The organism is Nonomuraea sp. NPDC049695, assembly GCF_040674955.1.
Taxonomy (GTDB): domain Bacteria; phylum Actinomycetota; class Actinomycetes; order Streptosporangiales; family Streptosporangiaceae; genus Nonomuraea; species Nonomuraea helvata.
Genome location: NZ_JBFANV010000078.1, coordinates 29116 through 47823 on the forward strand (window position 1 = coordinate 29116; position 18708 = coordinate 47823).

18 protein-coding genes are annotated in these 18708 nt (G+C 68.7%); 11 read left to right on the forward strand and 7 right to left on the reverse strand.

From position 1 onward, the window contains the following. Positions 1 to 2 precede the first annotated feature (2 nt). Genes AB0J64_RS43355 through AB0J64_RS43365 form a run of 3 tightly spaced genes read right to left on the reverse strand, consistent with a single transcriptional unit; the run spans position 3 to position 4006 of the window. A complete protein-coding gene (locus tag AB0J64_RS43355; protein WP_364041330.1) occupies positions 3 to 1112 on the reverse strand; it encodes an ABC transporter ATP-binding protein in 1110 nt (369 codons plus the stop codon). Next, positions 1105 to 2853 carry an iron ABC transporter permease gene (locus tag AB0J64_RS43360; RefSeq protein ID WP_364041332.1) on the reverse strand — a complete coding sequence of 583 codons (1749 nt, stop codon included), beginning with the start codon at positions 2851 to 2853 and terminating at the stop codon, positions 1105 to 1107. Before AB0J64_RS43360 ends, AB0J64_RS43355 begins: the two co-directional genes overlap by 8 nt. A 10-nt stretch (positions 2854 to 2863) precedes the next feature. Next, the gene (locus tag AB0J64_RS43365; RefSeq protein ID WP_364041334.1) at positions 2864 to 4006 is read right to left on the reverse strand and encodes an extracellular solute-binding protein; all 1143 of its coding nucleotides are present in this window, start codon (positions 4004 to 4006) and stop codon (positions 2864 to 2866) included. Positions 4007 to 4245: 239 nt separating this feature from the next. Here AB0J64_RS43365 and AB0J64_RS43370 point away from each other — a divergent pair, with 239 nt between their 5' ends. From AB0J64_RS43370 to AB0J64_RS43380, 3 genes are all read left to right on the forward strand, one after another. Then, positions 4246 to 4956, forward strand: coding sequence for a GntR family transcriptional regulator (locus AB0J64_RS43370; RefSeq protein ID WP_364041336.1), 711 nt, complete (start codon positions 4246 to 4248; stop codon positions 4954 to 4956). A 2-nt stretch (positions 4957 to 4958) separates the two neighbouring features. Beyond that, complete coding sequence (locus AB0J64_RS43375; protein WP_364041366.1) at positions 4959 to 6083, forward strand: alcohol dehydrogenase catalytic domain-containing protein; 1125 nt, start codon at positions 4959 to 4961, stop codon at positions 6081 to 6083. A gap of 79 nt (positions 6084 to 6162) precedes the next feature. Further along, entirely contained in the window at positions 6163 to 7194 is a 1032-nt protein-coding gene (locus AB0J64_RS43380) for a polysaccharide deacetylase family protein (RefSeq protein WP_364041338.1), read from the forward strand. On the opposite strand, the gene AB0J64_RS43385 is transcribed toward AB0J64_RS43380, so the two are convergent. Beyond that, positions 7188 to 8333, reverse strand: coding sequence for a saccharopine dehydrogenase NADP-binding domain-containing protein (locus tag AB0J64_RS43385; RefSeq protein ID WP_364041340.1), 1146 nt, complete (start codon positions 8331 to 8333; stop codon positions 7188 to 7190). The genes AB0J64_RS43380 and AB0J64_RS43385 overlap by 7 nt on opposite strands. A gap of 262 nt (positions 8334 to 8595) precedes the next feature. On the opposite strand from AB0J64_RS43385, the gene AB0J64_RS43390 reads away from it, so the two are divergent. Beyond that, positions 8596 to 10602 carry a transporter substrate-binding domain-containing protein gene (locus AB0J64_RS43390; RefSeq protein WP_364041342.1) on the forward strand — a complete coding sequence of 669 codons (2007 nt, stop codon included), beginning with the start codon at positions 8596 to 8598 and terminating at the stop codon, positions 10600 to 10602. A 58-nt stretch (positions 10603 to 10660) separates the two neighbouring features. After that, complete coding sequence (locus AB0J64_RS43395; RefSeq protein WP_364041344.1) at positions 10661 to 11632, forward strand: malate dehydrogenase; 972 nt, start codon at positions 10661 to 10663, stop codon at positions 11630 to 11632. Positions 11633 to 11668: 36 nt separating this feature from the next. Here AB0J64_RS43395 and AB0J64_RS43400 read toward each other — a convergent pair whose 3' ends face one another. Continuing rightward, positions 11669 to 11809 carry a hypothetical protein gene (locus tag AB0J64_RS43400; protein WP_364041346.1) on the reverse strand — a complete coding sequence of 47 codons (141 nt, stop codon included), beginning with the start codon at positions 11807 to 11809 and terminating at the stop codon, positions 11669 to 11671. Between the two features lie 34 nt (positions 11810 to 11843). Then, positions 11844 to 12794: a UDP-glucose 4-epimerase GalE gene (gene galE / locus AB0J64_RS43405; protein ID WP_364041348.1), complete on the reverse strand. Its 951-nt coding sequence runs from the start codon at positions 12792 to 12794 to the stop codon at positions 11844 to 11846. 86 nt (positions 12795 to 12880) lie between these two features. On the opposite strand from galE, the gene AB0J64_RS43410 reads away from it, so the two are divergent. Together AB0J64_RS43410 and trpS are read left to right on the forward strand one after the other, a co-directional pair. Beyond that, positions 12881 to 14194 carry a hemolysin family protein gene (locus tag AB0J64_RS43410; RefSeq protein WP_364041350.1) on the forward strand — a complete coding sequence of 438 codons (1314 nt, stop codon included), beginning with the start codon at positions 12881 to 12883 and terminating at the stop codon, positions 14192 to 14194. A gap of 14 nt (positions 14195 to 14208) precedes the next feature. Then, entirely contained in the window at positions 14209 to 15213 is a 1005-nt protein-coding gene (trpS, locus tag AB0J64_RS43415; protein ID WP_364041352.1) for a tryptophan--tRNA ligase, read from the forward strand. A 634-nt stretch (positions 15214 to 15847) separates the two neighbouring features. On the opposite strand, the gene AB0J64_RS43420 is transcribed toward trpS, so the two are convergent. Continuing rightward, complete coding sequence (locus AB0J64_RS43420) at positions 15848 to 16246, reverse strand: hypothetical protein (RefSeq protein WP_364041354.1); 399 nt, start codon at positions 16244 to 16246, stop codon at positions 15848 to 15850. 172 nt (positions 16247 to 16418) lie between these two features. On the opposite strand from AB0J64_RS43420, the gene AB0J64_RS43425 reads away from it, so the two are divergent. The 4 genes from AB0J64_RS43425 (at position 16419) to AB0J64_RS43440 (ending at position 18583) form a co-directional block, all read left to right on the forward strand. Beyond that, positions 16419 to 16970: a UTRA domain-containing protein gene (locus AB0J64_RS43425; RefSeq protein ID WP_364041356.1), complete on the forward strand. Its 552-nt coding sequence runs from the start codon at positions 16419 to 16421 to the stop codon at positions 16968 to 16970. Positions 16971 to 16973: 3 nt separating this feature from the next. Beyond that, complete coding sequence (locus AB0J64_RS43430; protein ID WP_364041358.1) at positions 16974 to 17693, forward strand: GntR family transcriptional regulator; 720 nt, start codon at positions 16974 to 16976, stop codon at positions 17691 to 17693. Positions 17694 to 17777: 84 nt separating this feature from the next. Further along, positions 17778 to 18386 carry a hypothetical protein gene (locus tag AB0J64_RS43435; RefSeq protein ID WP_364041360.1) on the forward strand — a complete coding sequence of 203 codons (609 nt, stop codon included), beginning with the start codon at positions 17778 to 17780 and terminating at the stop codon, positions 18384 to 18386. Then, positions 18383 to 18583 carry a hypothetical protein gene (locus AB0J64_RS43440; RefSeq protein ID WP_364041362.1) on the forward strand — a complete coding sequence of 67 codons (201 nt, stop codon included), beginning with the start codon at positions 18383 to 18385 and terminating at the stop codon, positions 18581 to 18583. The genes AB0J64_RS43435 and AB0J64_RS43440 overlap by 4 nt, the downstream gene beginning before the upstream one ends. Positions 18584 to 18708: the final 125 nt, after the last annotated feature.

Consider the following 18708-nt stretch of genomic DNA (forward strand, 5'->3'; position numbering starts at 1 on the left):
ATTTACGTCCTTACGAGTGCTTCGACGTCCTCGGGCAGGGCGTCGGTGGTCGGGTAGAGCAGGCAGGCGGCGGGCTCGACGATGATCGTGACCTCGCCGGTCAGCCCGGGACGCGTGGTCTCGGCCTGGATGACGTGGTCGCCGAGGCGCAGGTCGTACTCGTAGCGCGAGCCGACGTAGGAGCTGGTGAGCACCTCGGCCGTGAGCACGTTCACGTCGGCGGGAGCGGTGCGTCCGGGCGGGAGGATCTCCAGCCGTTCGGGTCGGACGGCCACCGTGACGCGCCGGCCCGAAAGACGGCGGGACGCGGCGTCCGGAACGGTGATGGTCTGTCCGGTGCAGTCCAGCCGCACCTCCGAGGGGCCGGTCATCGTGCCGGTGAGGAAGTTGCAGCGGCCGACGAATGCCGCGACCTCGGCGGTGGCGGGCGTCTCGTAGATGTCTTTCGGGGTGCCGATCTGCACCATGTCGCCCTTGGACATCACCGCGATGCGGTCGCTCAGGGCCAGGGCCTCTTCCTGGTCGTGGGTGACGTACACGGTGGTGATGCCGAGCTCGGTCTGCAGCCGCTTGAGCCAGGCGCGGGCCTGCTCGCGCAGTTGCGCGTCGAGGTTGGACAGCGGCTCGTCCAGCAGCAGCACGCTGGGGGAGTAGACCAGGGCGCGGGCGAGCGCGACGCGCTGCTGCTGGCCGCCGGAGAGCTGGTGCGGGTAGCGGTCCTTCAGCTCGGCCAGGCCCACCTTGCCGAGCGCCTCGGTGATGAGCTCGTCCTGCTCGCGCCGGTCGACTCTGCGGATCTTGAGTGGCATGGCCAGGTTCTGGGCGACGGTCATGTGCGGCCACAGCGCGTACGACTGGAACACCATCCCGAGGTTGCGCCCCTCGGGCGGCACGAACGTGCCGGAGCCGACGAAGGTGGTGGACCCGACCGCGATACTGCCGCCGGTCGGCCGTTCCAGGCCGGCGATGCAGGCCAGGGTGGTGGACTTGCCGCAGCCGCTGGGGCCGAGCAGGGTGAAGAACTCGCCGTCGGCGATGGTGAAGGTGATGTCGTGCAGGACGGCGTTCTCCCCGAACTGCTTGGACAGGTTGGCGACCTTGACCTCAGGCATCGTTACGTCCTCTGAGAAGTAGTCCGGCGAGCCCGACGAAGGTCGCCGTGATGGCGATCTGCAGGCCGGCCAGCGCGGCCACGGAGCCCGTGTTGCCCTGCACCCACAGCTCCAGCATGGTCGTGCCGATGATGTTGGAGTCGGCCGAGGCCAGGAACACCGCGGGGGAGTACTCCTTGAGCAGCGTCACGAACGTCAGGATCAGCGCCCCGGCGAAGGCCGGCCGCAGCAGCGCCGCCAGGACACGGGTGAACGTGCGTACCCAGTCGGCCCCGGACACCCGGGCGGCGCTGTCGAGCTCCCGGCCGATCTGCATGACCGACGGCGAGATGGAGCCGAATCCGCTGGGCAGCGCGCGCAGCCCGAATCCGATGATCAGCGCCCACAGCGTGCCCTGAATCAGGCCGCCCAGCCCGAAGGGCGCGAAGGCCAGCGCCCAGAACAGGCCGATGCCGACGATGATGCCGGGCATCGCCTGCGGGGCGAGCGCCAGATATTCCACCGCGCGGGCGAAGCGGAAGGTCGAGCGCCTGGCCACCATGACCGCCACCAGCGACAGGACGCTGACCAGGACCGCGCCGATCGCGGCCACCAGCAGGCTGTTGACGATGGACTGCACGTACACGGGGTAGGTGAAGATCCGCTCGTAGTTGTCGCCGGTGAGGGTCCTGAACGGCGACTGCAGCGGCGTGAACACCTGTGTGAAGGAACGGAAGACCAGCCCGCCGATGGGCACCAGGGCGCCCATCACCACGTAGAAGGCGATGGCGGCCACGCTCACCCACTTCAGCCAGCCGAGGTCCAGGGGACGCGGACGGGTGGCCTTGCCGCGCACCGAGACGAACCGCTGGGCGTTCTTCAGCAGCTTGGCCTGCAGCGCGACCAGGCCGACGGTGACCAGCAGGATGATCGCCGACGCCGCGCCGAGCACCCCGTAGTCCGGATGGATGGACTGCAGGCCGTTGCGGTACAGGAACGTCGAGAAGACGTCGATGCCGACCGGCTGGCCGAACAGCAGCGGCACGCTCAGCGTCTCCACCGACATGCTGATCACCAGGATCGAGCTGTAGACGACGGGCGGGCGCAGCAGCGGCAGGATCACCGACCGGAGCACCCGCAGCGGCCCGGCCCCGCACACCTGGGCGGCGGCCTCCAGCGAGGCGTCGCTCTGGCGCAGCGCGTTGGCGCAGAAGGTGTAGGCGATGGGCGCCAGCGCCACCGCCTCGGTCAGGGCCATGCCGGGGATGGAGTACAGGTTCCACGGCAGGAAGCCGAGGAACCGGCGTACCTCGACGCTGACGAACCCGGCCGGGCCGTACATGGTGATCCAGCCGAAGCCGAGGATGAGCGAGGAGATGAAGAACGGCCACTGCATGGCGGCGGCGAAGATCCGGCCGCCCGGCAGCTTGGTGCGCACCACGACCACGGCCATCGGCACCGCGATGAGCAGGCTGAGCATGGTGGTCAGCCCGGCGAAGCGCGCCGTGTTGAGCACGACGCGGCCGAACCCCGCCTCGGTGAACAGCCGCACGTAGTTGCCGGCGCCGAGCACGCCGCCCGCCTCGTACAGGGGGCGGTCGAGGAAGGACTGGTAGAGCGTCGGGACGACCGGCGCCAGCACCAGGACGGCCAGCAGGAGCAGCACCGCGTACTGCAGCCAGCTCTCCCGGGCCAGCCCCAGCGGCCTGCGGTAGCGCGGTGGCGGATGCGCGGGTGGACGCGGCGGGGACAGGGTGGTCATCGCGTTCCTCTCAGCGGCCGAGCAGGCCGTTCCACTTGGTGATGAAGGACTTGACCTCGGCGTCGGGGACCTTCGCGTACTTGGCGAAGATCACGTTGGCCTGGCCCACGGCCTTCACCAGCTCCTGGTAGGTATGCAGCCCGTCGCCGGCGACACCGTCCCGGTAGGAGGTGAGCCCGCCCTCGGCCACTGCCCGCTGGCCCTCCTGCGACAGCACGAAGTCCACGAACAGCTTCGAGGTCGCCGGGTGCGGCGCCTTGGCGGCGATGCCGATGCCGCGCGGCAGCACGACCGTGCCGTCGTCGAGGAAGGAGATCGCCAGCAGGCCGCCGCTCTTGTCCACCACCGGGTACGCCGGGGCGGCGCTGACGAAGAAGCCCGCCACGTACTCGCCCGAGGTGATCTTCTCCAGCTGCGTGCCGGACGACGTCTCCGGCCTGGCCAGCGGCAGCACCGACTGCAGCGAGGTCCAGGCGGCCGGACGGGCGGCGGCGAAGGCGTGCGAGACGGTGAAGCCGAACGCCCCGCCCACGTCCCGTGTGGTGATCTTGCCCTTGTACTGGGCGGGGTCCTTGGCCAGGATCGCCGCCAGGCTCTTCAGCCCGGTCGGCTTCTCGGGCAGTAGCGAGGTGTTATAAGCGATCGACAACGGATCGACCGACATGGCGTACACGTTGGGCATCAGCTCGCCGAAGTCGGGCAGCTTGCCCTTCTCCGGTGAGGCGTACTCCATCAGCGTGCCCTGGCGGCCGGCGAAGTCGGCCCAGCCCTGGGCGGCGTTCGACACGACCAGGTCGGCCGGTGAACTCCCGGTGGCCTGCTCGCTGAGCACTCGCTGGAACACCTCGTCGCTGTCCAGGTTGTTGGCCGCGATCTTCGTCACCCAGGGGTACTTCTTCTGGAAGTCGCGGAAGATCGGCGCCCAGTTCTCCTGGTCGGTGTTGGAGTAGATGGTGAGGGTGCCGCCCTCCTTCTTGGACGCCTCGATCAGCTGCGAGTACTCGCCCGGGTAGTACGACGGGGCCTGCCCCGTCGCGATCGCGTTCGGCGGCGGCTCTTTCTTCGCCTCACCACCTCCGCCACAGGCCGTGAGCAGGCCGAGTGCGAGTACGGCGACGCCGAAGGCGCGGAAGGTGGAGTGGAAGGTGGTCATGTGCTTCCTCCTAGACCAGGCGAGACCGACCAGCCGTCGCCTGCGATGCCGCACACTCTGCTTCGTTATAACCTATGACGTCAACCCTTCGTTTCTGGAATGTAACGCGACCAGCGTGGTGAACGGCTTATATCTGCGGCGATCCGGCCTCGTGGCAGGGCGGCAGAGAGTCGGGTTTCTTGCCGACTCGGTAGGGCAGCGGTGTAGGTTATAACCGTCACCGAAGAGACAGGACAGCGATGAGCGAATCAGCGGCCGACCTCTACACGACGAAGGCGGACTTCGCCTATCTGCGCGTCAAGGAGCTGATCCTGTCAGGGACGCTGCTCCCCGGCTCCGTCATCGCGCAGGCGCAGCTGGCCCGCGACATCGGCATCAGCACCACCCCCCTGCGCGAGGCCCTGCGCCGGCTCAAGAGCGAGGGGCTGGTCGAGCTCGACGCCCACCGCGACGCCCGCGTCGCGCCCCTGGCCGCCGAGGAGGCCCGCGACCTGCTGGAGCTGCGCCGCTCCCTCGACCCCCTGGCCGTCGCGCTGGCCGCCGAACGCCGCACCAAGGCCGACATCGCCGCCATGCGTGCCGCCCACGACGGCCTCAGGCCACTGCCCGGCAACCCCGCCTACGAGCAACTCGTCGCCCACCGCAAGTTCCACACCGCCCTCTACTCCGCCTCGCACAACGATCTGCTCATCCAGACCCTCGACGGCCTGTGGGACAAGGCCGACCGCTACCGCCGCCTCGCCCTGGAGGTCGAGCGCGGCCAGGACGCCCGCGACCGCAAGGCCACCGAGCACGAGGCACTCCTGGAGTACGTGATCGCGGGCGACGCCGAATCGGCCGCCGCCGTCATGCGTGAGCACATCGACACCAGCCTGGGCGCCCAGGCCGCCTGGCGCCTCCGTAAGCACCACGCCGAATCGGACTCCACTGATCCGGGAGGCGTGCTTTGACGATGCGAGAGCTGCGGTTCATCCGGAGCGGCACGCTCGCCTGGGCCGAACTCCCTGCTCCGGAGCCGGTCGATCCCGGCGACGCGATCGTCCGCCCGTTCCTGGCCGGGCGCTGCGACGGTGACACCGTGCCGATCCACCGGCCGGTCTCCCGCGCCATGCAGGCGGGCATGGCGCTCGGCCTCATCGACCCGGTCGTCGGGCGCATCTGCGGAAGGGTCCCCTTCCGGGGGCCGTTCGCGATCGGTCACGAATGCGTCGCCCAGGTCACGGCCGTCGGGCCGCAGGTCAGCCAGGTGCGCGTCGGGCAGACGGTGGTCGTTCCGTGGGCGGTCTCCTGCGGCTCATGCCCAGCGTGCGTGCGCGGTCTGACCTCCAAATGCGCCACCAGCGCCGGGGGCGATGTGCTGGCGGCGTTCGGGTTCGGACCGGCCAGCGGCCCCTGGGGCGGCATGGTCGCCGACCGGATCCGCGTCCCGTTCGCCGACCACATGCTCGTCCCGGTCCCCGACGGCATCCCCGTCGAACGCGTCGCCGCGGCCAGCGACAACCTCGCCGACGCCTGGCGGGCCGTCGCCCCCTTGACCCGGGACGGTGGCACGGTGCTGATCCTGGGCGGCGGCGCCAAGAGCATCGGCCTGTACGCCGCGGGGCTGGCCGTCGCCCTCGGCGCGGACCTCGTCGACTACTTCGACGACCACCCCGCGCGACGGCGCATCGCCGAGTCCTTCGGCGCGCGGGCCCACGCCGGCAGCCGGCCGCGCCGGGCGTATGACGTCGTCGTGGAGGCGACCTCACGGGCCGGCGGGCTCCGGACGGCGCTGCGCTCGCTGGCGCCCGGCGGGACCTGCACCGCGGTCGGCTACTACCTGGCGACCGGCACCCGGCTGCCGCTCATGCGCATGTACGCCACCGACGCCACCCTCCGCGTCGGCGTCTCCCACGCCCGCGCGAACCTGCCCGCCCTGCTCGACTTCGTCCACCGCACCGGCTTCCCCGCCGAGCACGTCACCACCCTGACCGCCGACTGGGAGGACGCCCCGACCGCATATGCCGCGAAGACCACCAAACTCATCCTGGCCCGCGACCCCCTCCCACCCCTTCGTGCTTCCCAGACCATCTCTTGACGGTGACACGGCGTGCCGTAGTTGATCAGCTGGGTAAGAGCCCCCACAGCAACAGTCGTACGTGTCTCGGGGGGTTCGGATGCGACTGCGTATTCTCAGTGGACTGGGCCTGCTGGCCGCCGCGGCGAGCCTGACCGGGTGCGACTCGCAGCCCAGCACCGTCAAGATGGCCGACACCAAGGTCGACGCGGCGGCCAAGCTCAAGGCGGCCAAGGTTGCCAAGGCGCAGTTCGCCGCCAAGGTCAAGGCGAACGAGCTGGGGCAGATCCCCGTGCTCATGTTCCACCGGATCATCGACAAGCCGTCCACGACGGACGACAGGACGCCGCAGCAGTTCCGCGCGGACCTGGAGCGGCTGGCCCGGGAGGGGTACGTGCCGATCACGGCCACCGAGATGGTGACCGGCAAGATCGACATCCCGGCCGGCAAGCACCCCGTGGTCCTGACATTTGATGACTCGTCTCCCTCGCAGCTCACCCTCAACGAGGTGGGCGTCCCCGCACCCAACACGGCCGTCGCGATCCTGAAGGACGTGGCCGCCAAGAACCCAGGGTTCCGCCCGAAGGCGACGTTCTACGTGACCCGCGACATGTTCGGCAAGACCGTGCGCGAGGAGCAGGCCGAGACGCTGGGCTGGCTCAAGGAGAACGGCTTCGACATCGGCAACCACACCCGTGACCACATCAACCTGCGCGGACGCTCGCACAAGGAGGTCGAGGAGCAGATCGGCTCGATCGCCAAGCAGATCAACTCCCTGACCGGCATCAACCCGACCACGATCGCCCTGCCGTACGGCAACGCGCCGACCCAGAGGGAGTGGGCCATGCACGGCGGCAAGGAGTACAACCACCAGGGCGCGTTCCTGGCGGGGTACACGCCCGCCGCGTCGCCCTTCAGCAAGGCGTTCGACCCGGTGGCGATCCCGCGGATCAAGGTCATGGAGAAGAAGGGCGACTGCAAGCAGTTCTGCTCGGAGGCCTGGCTGGACTGGCTCAAGAGCAACCCGGACATGCGGTACACGTCGGACGGGGACGTGACCACGGTGGCGTACCCGAAGTTCAAGACGCCGTATCTGCGCAAGACGTTCGTGAAGTGGGGCCTGCCCTACTGACGGACGCGCGCGTTCCGGAGCATGGTGAACGTGATGCCCGCCGCGCGCAGCCGGTCGATGAGCGGCTGCCCCATGGCCGAGGCCGTCGTGAGCGGGCCCGCCCGGTCCGGCAGGTCGTCGAAGGCCAGGCACAGGGCCGACTCGGCGAACATCTTCGCCGTGTCGCCGTAGCCGGGGTCGCCGCCCGCGACCTCCGTCACCACGCGCTCGCCGCCGCCCTCGCCCAGGAACGTGACCTTGAACCAGTTCCGCGCGCGCTGCTCGGCCGAAGGGCCGTCGCCGGGCCGTACGCGGCTCTGGATCCAGCCGCGTACGGGCGGGATCTGGGCGAGCGCGGCGAAGGCGCCCGCGCCGGCCGCCGTGGCCAGGGCCGCGGGGAGTGTCCTGACGGCGTAGTGCTGGCGATAAGTGAAGTCCGGGCCGTAGCGGTCGAGGAGGCGGGCGGAGTAGCCGACGATGAACGGGTCCACGGTCGGCATCGGAAGCGCCCAGCCGCCCACGTAACGGACGCCGCCGGGCAGGGAGCTCACCTTGCGGCCGGCGGGCCTGGGCTCGGCGGAGCGGCGCTGTGTGCCCTGCTCCACCGCCTGCTGGGCGCGGCCGACGATGGACGCCATGGTGGCCAGCGTGCCGCCCGACGGGCTCATCCGCGCCCGCAGGAAGCCCCGCACCTTGAGCGGGACGCCTTCGGGCAGGTGGCCGACGGTGTGGAGCACGCCCAGGTCGAACGGGATGGAGTCGAAGCCGCAGGCGTGCACGAGCTTGGCGCCGCTCCTGGCCGCCCTGTCGCCGTAGCGGACGTAGACCAGGTCCACGAACTCGGGCTCGCCCGTCAGGTCCAGGTAATGCGTGCCGGCCTCGGCGCAGGCCGCCACCAGCGGCTCGCCGTACGTGACGTAGGGGCCGACCGTGGTGGCCAGGACGCGCGTCTGACGGGCGAGCCCGGCCACCGAGGCCGGATCCGTGGCGTCGGCGAGCAGGATCGGCACGTCGAGTCCGAGCCGCTCCAGCTTGGCGCGGTCGCGCCCGGCCAGCGCCCACCGCGTGCCGGGGCCCGCGGCGCCGGCCAGGTAGGCGGCGGTGAGCGCGCCGGTGAAGCCGCTCGCTCCGAAGAGCACGATGTCGTACGGGCGATCCATGATCCTCACCCTCCCACGCAGACAGGCCGGACACTCAGCTTTCATGGCCTCCACTCCGTGGAGGCGTGCTCGGTCGCTTTTGAGCCGTCGCCTTCCCTCGTCGCTCTGGTCGCTGCGCTCCCGACGCTCCTCAGTCCAGGCGACGGCGCTCCCTCGCGGGCGAGTAAAACCGTGACGTCACGAACGGTTAACGGATCCCTGAGAAGTTGCTGACCGTCGTAAAGTTTGCGTGATTGGGGTTCAGCACACGTGGGGATGACGAATGCCGCAAATCTCGCCGCTGGTCACCGGCGATCCCGCCCATCTGGGGTCCTTCCGGTTGTCCGGACGGATCGGAGAAGGCGGTCAGGGCATCGTTTACCTGGGCGTCAACGACAAGGGGGAGCGCGCCGCGATCAAGCTCCTGCACGTGAAGTTCAGCGGTGACACGATCGCCAGGTCGCGTTTCGCGAGGGAGCTCAAGGCGGCGCAGCGGGTGGCGTCGTTCTGCACGGCCCGGGTGATAGAGGCCGATCTCGACGGCAACACGCCGTACATCGCGAGCGAGTACATCGACGGCCTGCCGCTCAGGGAGATCGTCGAGACCGACGGGCCGCTCACCGGCACCGTGCTCGACCGCTTGGCCATCGGCACCGCCACCGCGCTCACCGCGATCCACCACGCCGCGATCGTCCACCGGGACTTCAAGCCCGACAACGTGCTGATCGCCGCCGACGGGCCGCGCGTGGTGGACTTCGGCATCGCCCGGATCATCGACTCCACCGGCACGATCACCAGCCGGGCCATCGGCACGCCCGCCTACATGGCGCCGGAGCAGATCGCCGGCGACGACGTGGGGCCGTATACGGACGTGTTCTCGTGGGGCGCCACCATCGCGTTCGCGGCCACCGGGAAGCAGGCGTTCGAGGGCAACTCCATCGCGGTGGTGCTCAACCGTATCCTCAACCACCAGGTCGATGTCGGCATGATGCCGGAGCCGCTGCAGGGTGTGGTGCGCTCCGCGCTGGCCAAGTCGCCGGCCGACCGGCCCTCCGCCGACCAGATCCTGCTGCGGCTGCTCGGCCAGCCGTCCACGGTGGGGGCGTCCACGGCGGTGCTCACCCGGGGCGTGCAGGTCGCCAGTGACGACACCACGCCGTTCAGCAGGGTGTCGGCCGGGTCGATCACGGACCTGCCCTCCCGGAAGGACGCCGCCCCGGCGGCGCCGCCCTCCCGCAACCAACCCGCCCCGAACGAGCCCGCACGTAACCAACCCGCCCCGAACGAGCCGGCACGTAACGAGCCGGCACGTAACGAGCCCGTGCGTAACGAGCCCGTGCGTAACGAGGCGGCCGTGACGACGCCGCCGGAGGCCGCGCCGTACCAGCTGACCGAGCCCGCCACGCCCGCGCGGTCGCGCCGCGCGAAGGTGTGGATCGCGCTGGCCACCGCGGTCGTCCTGCTCGCCGCGGCGGGCGCCGCGCTGGCGATGAAGGGCTGGCCCCTGGCGTTCGGCGAGCAGCCGGAGCCGAGCGAGACGGCCAATCAGGAGCTCCCCGGCACGTTCGCCACAGTCGTGGACAAGGTGGCGCAGACCGGGAAGGTCGTGATCGGCGTCAAAGGCGACCTGCCCGGCGTCGGTCTGCAGGACGGCGGCGGCTTCGAGGGCTTCGACGTCGAGGTCGCCAGGCGCATCGCCGCGGAGTTAGGGGCGAAGGATCCTGAGTTCGTCCAGGTCAGCAGGGACACCCGGGCCAGTGCCCTGGCCGACGGCGAGGTCGACCTGGTCGTGGCCACGTACTCGGTCGACAACAGCGAGACGCAGTTCGCCGGCCCGTACTACCTGGCGCACCACGACGTCCTCGTCCGCGCGGGCAGCGGCATCGACTCCCTCGACGACCTGGCGGGCAAGAAGCTCTGCGCGCCCGACAGCCCGTCCGTCGGCGAGGTGCAGGACAAGGTGAAGGTCGAGCCCGTCAGCGCCGGCAACTACGCCCTCTGTATGGACCGGCTCAGGAGCGGCGAAGTGGACGCGATCCCCGGCGACGACCTGATCCTGGCCGGGTTCGCCGCCCGCGAGAACATGCGTTACAAGATCCTCGGCGCCAGGCTCAACAACGAGCGCTACGCCGTCGGCATCAGGAACGGTGACGTGAAGACCTGCAAGGCGGTCAAGGCCGTGATCGTCGACCTCTACCGTACGGGCTTCATGAAGCAGCTCCTCACCAGGCATTTCGCCAGGGTCGACTTCAAACCCGAGCTGAAGGTGCCCGCGATGGAAACCTGCTGATGACAAGCGGGTAACATCCCAAAGCGTCAGCGAATATCCCGCGAGTGAGGGGAAGGCCATGGGGCCCGTCAAGGTGACCGTCACCGGAGCAGCCGGCCAGATCGGCTACGCACTGCTGTTCCGCATCGCGTCGGGGCAGCTGCTCGGTGCCGACGTCCCGGTCAAGCTCAGCCTGCTGGAGATCCCGCAGGCGGTGAAGGCCGCTGAGGGCACCGCCATGGAGCTCGACGACTGCGCGTTCCCGCTGCTGTCCGGCATCGAGATCACCGACGACCCCAACGTCGCCTTCGACGGCGCCAACGTCGCCCTGCTGGTCGGCGCCATGCCGCGCAAGGCCGGCATGGAGCGCGGCGACCTCCTCGGCGCCAACGGCGGCATCTTCGGCCCCCAGGGCAAGGCGATCAACGACCACGCCGCCGACGACATCAAGGTCCTGGTCGTGGGCAACCCGGCCAACACCAACGCCCTCATCGCCCAGCAGAGCGCGCCCGACGTGCCCGCTGACCGCTTCACCGCGATGACCAGGCTCGACCACAACCGCGCGCTGTCCCAGCTGGCCGCCAAGCTGCAGGTCCCGGTCACCGAGATCAAGAAGATGACGATCTGGGGCAACCACTCCGCGACGCAGTACCCCGACCTGTTCCACGCCGAGGTCGGCGGCAAGATCGCGGCCGAGCAGGTCGACCCCGAGTGGCTGCGCGAGACGTTCATCCCGACGGTCGCCAAGCGCGGCGCCGCCATCATCGAGGCCCGCGGCGCCTCCTCGGCCGCCTCGGCCGCCAACGCCGCCGTGGACCACGTCCACGACTGGGTCAACGGCACCGACTGGACCTCCGCCGCCGTCGTCTCCGACGGCTCCTACGGGGTCCCTGAGGGGCTCATCTCGTCGTTCCCCGTCCGCGCGGCGAACGGCACGTTCGAGATCATCCAGGGGCTCGAGATCGACGCGTTCTCCCGCGACAGGATCGACGCCAGCGTGCGCGAGCTGGCGGAGGAGCGCGACGCGGTGAAGGAACTCGGCCTGATCTGATGCCCGGCCCGCCCCCCGTGCGGAGAGCGGGGGGCGTCAGGGCGGACAGGACACGCGCTGCTCGGCGGGTGCGGCCTGCGGTGTGGCGAAGACCACGCCCGCGGCGGCCAGCAGGCTACCGGTCACGATGAGGACACCGAAGAGCAGCTTCGTGACCCTTGGTGAAAAGTTCCTCACATTTCGGTATCACAGCACATTTCTGGGTGCCGTATCACGCATTTGCGGAAAGCGCGTCCCACGCGTCGGACACGATGTCGCGAAGCGACGGCCGCTCGGCCTTCCAGCCCAGCTCGCGCTGGATCCTCGCGGACGACGCGACCAGCACGGCCGGATCTCCGGGGCGGCGGTCCGCGACGACGGCCGGGATCTCGTGCCCGGTGACCTCGCGGCAGACGGAGATCACCTCCTGCACGCTGAACCCGCTGCCGCTGCCCAGGTTGTAGATCTGGTGCCGGCCGGGCACGATCGCCTCCAGCGCCAGCAGGTGCGCCCGCGCGAGGTCGGCCACGTGGATGTAGTCGCGCACGCAGGTGCCGTCGGGCGTCGCGTAGTCGGTGCCGAAGACGCTCACGGACTCGCGCTCGCCGGTCGCGACCTTCAGGACGTTCGGGATGAGGTGGGTCTCGATCGTGTGCCGCTCGCGGTAGCGGCCGTAGGCGCCGGCCACGTTGAAGTACCGCAGGCTCACCGCGCCCAGGCCCCGGATCCCCGCGAACGCGCTCAGCGCGGTGTCCACGGCCAGCTTGGAGGCGCCGTAGGGGTTGGTCGGGCGCGTCGGGTCGTCCTCCTCGATCGGGGAGCGCTCGGGCTCGCCGTACGTGGCCGCCGTCGAGGAGAACACGATCCTGCCCACCCCCTTGTCGCGCATGGCGTCGAGCAGGGCCAGCGTGCCGCCGAGGTTGTTGGACCAGTAGAGCCCCGGCTTCTCCACCGACTCGCCCACCAGCGACTTGGCCGCGAAGTGCAGCACCGCGTCCATGCCGTCGAGCGCGTCATGCGCCTCCGTGATGCTTTCTTGGACAAATCTGGCACCTTCCGGCACCGCGTCCTGATGTCCCGTTGACAGGTCGTCGAGTACGGTCACGTCGTGCCCTGCCTCGATGAGCTGTGCCGCGACGACACTGCCGACGTATCCGGCACCTCCGGTGACCAGTAGCCTCATGTGCGCTCCTGTTCAAATATGTTTGATTTTGTACGGCTTGCCGTTCAGCATACGCGGGAAAGTCGCCGAGTACGCTGCCAACCACCATGTTTGACACCGTCGCGGCCAACATCGCCCTGGTTCTGCTGTTCATCCTGATCGGGGGCTTCTTCGCCGCCGCCGAGATCGCGATGGTCTCCCTCCGGGACAGCCAGGTTCGCAAGCTCTCGCAGCGGGGCCGACGGGGCGAGCGGGTGGCCAAGCTCGCCCGTGACCCCAACCGCTTCCTGTCCGCCGTCCAGATCGGCGTCACCGTGGCCACCATGCTGTCGGCCGCGTTCGGCGCCGACCGGCTCTCCGGGCAACTGGTGCCGCTGCTCGAGCAGTGGCGGGTGCCCGCGGCCGTCGCCCCCGTGCTCGCGCTCGTGCTGGTGACGCTGGCGATCTCGTACACGTCGCTGGTGCTGGGCGAGCTGGCGCCCAAGCGCCTGGCGCTGCAGCGGGCCGAGGGCCTGTCGCTGTACGTGGCCCCGTTCCTCGACCGGATCGCGTCCCTGTCGCGGCCGATCATCTGGATGCTGTCGAAGTCCACCGACCTCGTGGTCCGGTTGCTCGGCGGCAACCCGGAGGCCGGCCGGGAGGAGGTCACCACCGAGGAGCTGCGCGACATGGTGGTCGGGCACACCGATCTCACCGCCGACGAGCGCAAGCTGATCGGCGAGGTGTTCGCGGCTGGGAAACGGCAGCTCAGGGAGGTGATGCTGCCGCGTACCGAGGTGGAGTTCATGGACGCCGACACGCCGCTGGACGATGCGGCCCGCCTGGCCGCCGGGCTCCCGCACTCGCGCTTCCCCGTCTACCGGGACACGTACGACGAGGTCATCGGATTCGTGCACGTACGGGATCTGCTGGACCCCGAGCTCAACGGGCGGACCGAGCCGATCAGCGCGGTGGTGCCGATCCGGCCGGCGAAGTTCGTGCCCGCGTCCAAGCGGCTGCTCAGCACCCTGAACGAGATGCGCGACGAGGGGCAGCACCTGGCGATCGTGGTGGACGAGTACGGCGGCACTGCGGGCATCGTGACCATGGAGGACCTGGTCGAGGAGCTGATCGGGGACATCAGGGACGAGTACGACGTCGAGGAGGATGTCGTGATCCTGCCCGCCGGGGAGATCGAGATCGACGGCCTCACGAACCTCAACGACTTCGCCGGTGAGACTGGCCTCCGGCTGCCCGACGGCCCGTACGAGACGCTGGCCGGATTCGTCATGGCGATGCTGGGGCATGTGCCAGCCGTCGGGGAAAAGGTGGAAATAACGGGATTTGAGATGACAGTAACCGAGCTGGACGGGCGCCGTATCTCCAGGGTTAGAGTAAAACGACGTTCCGTGACCGAGTCGCCGCCTGAGCGGGATTCCTGACACAATTGGCTGCTATGGCCAGACCTCGTGTTCTCTCCGGCATCCAGCCCACAGCGGACTCCTTCCACCTGGGCAATTACCTGGGTGCGGTCCGCCAGTGGGTCACGCTGCAGGAGACCCACGACGCCTTCTACTGCGTGGTCGACCTCCACGCGATCACGGTGCCGACCGAGCCCGCCGCGCTGCGCCGCCGCAGCCGCGTGGCCGCCGCCCAGCTCTTCGCCGCCGGCCTCGACCCCGAGCGGTCCACCGTCTTCGTGCAGTCGCACGTACGCGAGCACACCGAGCTCGCGTGGATCCTGATCTGCCTCACCGGCATGGGCGAGGCGGGCCGGATGACCCAGTTCAAGGACAAGTCGGCCAAGTTCGGCGAGAGCGCGGCCAGCGTCGGCCTCTTCACGTACCCGATCCTGCAGGCCGCCGACATCCTGCTCTACCAGGCCGACCGCGTCCCCGTGGGAGCCGACCAGAAGCAGCACCTGGAGCTCACCCGCGACCTGGGCCAGCGCTTCAACCACCGCTTCGGCGAGACGTTCACGCTGCCGGAGCCGTACATCCTCAAGGAGGTCGAGAAGATCACCGACCTCCAGGACCCGACGGCGAAGATGTCGAAGAGCTCCTCGAGCCCCGCCGGCATCCTCGACGTCCTGGAGCAGCCCGGCCCGCTGCGCAAGAAGGTCATGCGGGCGGTCACGGACACCGGCTCCGAGGTGCTCTTCGACGAGGAGAACAAGCCCGGCATCTCCAACCTGCTCCGCATCCAGTCCGCGCTGACCGGCACCCCCATCCCCGAGCTGGTGGCCCGCTATGAGGGGCAGGGGTACGGCACGTTCAAGAAGGACGTGGCGGAGGCGGTGGCCGACACGTTCACGCCCATCAGGGAGCGCACGGAGAAGCTGCTGTCGGACGAGGCGGAGCTCGACCGCCTGCTCGCGATCGGCGCGGAACGCGCGTCGGCGGTGGCCAGGCAGACCATGGCCGACGTCCGCGACAAGGTCGGCTTCCTCCCCACGCTGTAGGTCACCCACCCCCCACCTGTTGCCCAATTACAAGCTGCTCTCCCTAGGGCAGCCTTCGGCAGTGGGCGGGTCGTGATGGTGCAGCCGTCCGGCGCACGTCCGGCTGGGACCCTGCTCATGTTCGGGCTGCGCTGACCCGCTCAAGGGCATCGGCGGCATCGGTGCAGTGAGGCGAGTTCGGTGAACACCCGTGCAGCGAGAGCGAACAGGCCTCTTGCGGTCTCCTCGTAACCGCCGTCCATGGTCGGCCGGAGGACGAAGAACTGGCCTCCCTCGGAGGCAAGTTCGTATTCGCCGCAACAGGACGTTTGGCGTACACGGAGTTGTGGGCTGTGAGGGATGTGCTGGTTCCAGCGGTACATGATGCATCGCTTCCGTGGGGCCCGAGGTGTGAGGCACCGTCCCAGGGCTTAGTCGGGGGCCAACGGTGTGATTCCGCAGGCTAAGTCCGTCGCACGGCGGTAGAAGGGTGGCCCCGCCCGACCCGGACGGCGGGGCCACCGGCAGGACTCCGGAGCACTGCCGGACATCTCGTGGCGTGGCGATGGGACCGGTCGAAGGGAAACACCGCCCGCCTGCTCATGGCGCCTGGGCTCCGACTTATAGAGCCCGTATGGATCTCTCCTTGCCGGACCTATGAGGTCGCGGGATGGCTTCCTTCCATAAGGCCGGGTCTTTGGTTGGATTCCTCGGACTGGCATGCTCGCCACGTTCCGACACGGGTCCGGGCGTTCTGCAAGAAAGCCGTCTGCCAGGCCAGTGCTGCAGCGAGCGCGATGGCGTCCGGCTGCCGGACGGTCTGCAACACCCCGGCCGCCACCATGTCGAGATTGAGCTGCTGGCGCAGCCTGGCGGTCCACCACATCTGGCCGGAGGCATCACGCTCGCGTTCGATGTCCCACGCCGGATAAGTGTTTCGCAATGTCGAAAGCTGGCGGCCTGCCCAGTCCTGTAGGAGCGCCGCCTGCGCTACGACTTGGCGCATGTCCTGAGCGGCCACAGGAATGAGGCCGTCCAGTTCGGTGCCCGTCATCGCTTCAGCCTTCCGGTCGTCTGCCTGCCGTCTATCCACTCAAACCTTAATGCCATTCCCGAAAGGCATCAAGGCTTTATGGAAGTGACCTGAGTAGGCTTTGATCCAGGCGTCACGTACGAACCCGGACAGTGGCGTGCTAGTGGTCCCTTTCGTCTCGATGGAGGAGCACATGCCAGACACAGGCTGGGCCAGCGTCTCCACCCCTTACGTAAGGCCGCGGCGGCCCGGCGAAGCGGATGCCTGGACAGAGGAGGCGGCCGCGCATGGTCATGTCGGTACGAACCGGCTGTGCGGCGTGGAAGAGGTGCGCCCTCCCCAAGAGGTGGCTGATGTGCTCGACCTCGGTCCAGAGGGGACAGCGGTCGTCCGGCGCAGGCTGGTACTCCTCGACGGGCGGCCGACGGAATTGGCCGACTCCTATTACCCGTCGTCGATCGCCCACGACACGCGGCTGGCCGAAGAGCGCAAGATCTCAGGCGGGGCCCTCACCGCTCTGGCCGAACTCGGTTACCTGCCCCATAGCGCCGAGGAGTCCGTAACGGCCCGGCCTTCGACCATGCCTGAACAGGATGCGCTTGATATCCGCCCCGAAGACTGGGTGCTGGTCCTCACTAGAGTGTTGCGCACGGACACTGGAAGGCCGATCGAGGCCACCGTCATGACGATGGTCGCCGACGGGCGTGAGCTACGCTACAGAATGATCATCAACGAGGGGACCTGACACTTGGCAAGGCGCCCGGACCCACGTCCTCGTCACCAGCAGATCGCTGCGGAGTTGCGAGCCGAGATCATGTCCGGCGCGCTGAAGCCGGGCGAGCAACTTCCTTCGACGCCCCAGATGGTTGCGCGTTTCGAGGCGGCCAACGCGACGATTCAACGCGCCCTTCAATCACTGAAGGACGAGGGATTCGTACGCGGCCATGCTGGTAAAGGGGTGTTCGTCCGAGAGGGTCGGCAATTCGTGGTCGAAGCCACCACGTACAAGTCCCCGGGCCCGCGTGGCTACAGTTATGAACTGCTCGACGTCGGCGAGGTGGAGCCGCCCAACGATGTCGCCGCGGCATTCGCGATGTCTCCCGGTGGCAGCGTCATCATGCGCCATCGGCTGTTGCTGCGTGACGGCGACCCCGTTGAGCTCTCGTGGTCGTTCTATCCGGTGGACATCGCTGTTGGGAGCCCTCTGGCAAGCCGCAAAAAGATCCGTGGCGGCGCACCGCGGGTCCTGGCGGACCTCGGGTTTCCTGAGCGGTATTTCGATGATCGCATCTCTGTCCGGCAACCCACCGTGCACGAAGCAGAAGGCCTGGACCTGCCGGCCGATGTGCCGGTGTTCCGGCAATTCCGGGTCATCTACAGCGACTCCCAACGACCGGTGGAGGTTTCGATTCTCATCAAAGGCGGACACCTCTATGAGCTTTCGTACCACCAGGCCGCCGACCGTTAGCTCCCGATGGCGGGCTCACGCATTTCGACGCGGGCCGGCAATTCCTCCTACGTTGTAGCGGGCACGCCGCGATACGCTCGCGGCATGTCCGACAATGCCACCGCGCAACCTCCGTTACCGGAGCTCACCCGGATTCTGATCGGTCCGCCCGGAAAGGTGCTGCTTCCCCTTGTCGCTCTGCTCGCGCTGATCATCTTGAACTACTGGAGCCTGCCGGGCGGCGGTTCCCTCTCGCTGATGGTGACGGGCTTGATGCTGGGGCTCGCCACAGTCGTCGTCTGGACCGCCCGGTTCGTCGTGGGCCTGCTGCGTTCGGACGGCCGCTCCGGGCTGCGCCGGCACTGGGTGCGCTGGGCGTGCGCGCCGGTCATGGGGGTAGCCGTAGTTGGCATCGTATTTGCGGATCTGCCCTTCACCGCCCGGTTCGCGCTCTCGGAGTCGAGCCTGGAGCAGGTCGCCCGCACGGTCGCCTCGGGGGACGAGTCCACCGAGTATGACGATCAATGGGCAGGGCTCTACCCGCTGACATCGATCGAGCGGATTGAAGGCGGGGCGCGGTTCCTGGTGAGCGACACCGGGTTCCTTGACCACTACGGCTTCGCGTGGAGCCCTGGCGGCGAGCCGTCGGACGAGTCCCACACCGGGTACACCCACATCCGAGGTCCTTGGTACATATGGGAGAGCCGGTTTTGAGAGTTCCCGGAACGTCCGGCTTCTGGATCTTCCTGGCCGTGGCGCAATTGATTCCCGCCTGGTACATCCCCGGGGAGACGGTGTTGCTCATCGCGCCCGCCGTTGCGCTGCTCGCCATGATCGCTGCCGTGACGCGGGCATACCAGGACGCGGCATGCCTGCGAACCGCAGAGGAGCCACCACCAGACGATCAGTAGCCGCGCTGCCTTAGCCAGGAGATTTGCCTCAGCTTGTTCTTTAAGGTCCGAGATCGCGTTTGGTGGTCAGGGACGTGGGCCGCTTGTTGACTTTCCCCAGGTTGTAGCGGGGAGCGCGGCTTCGG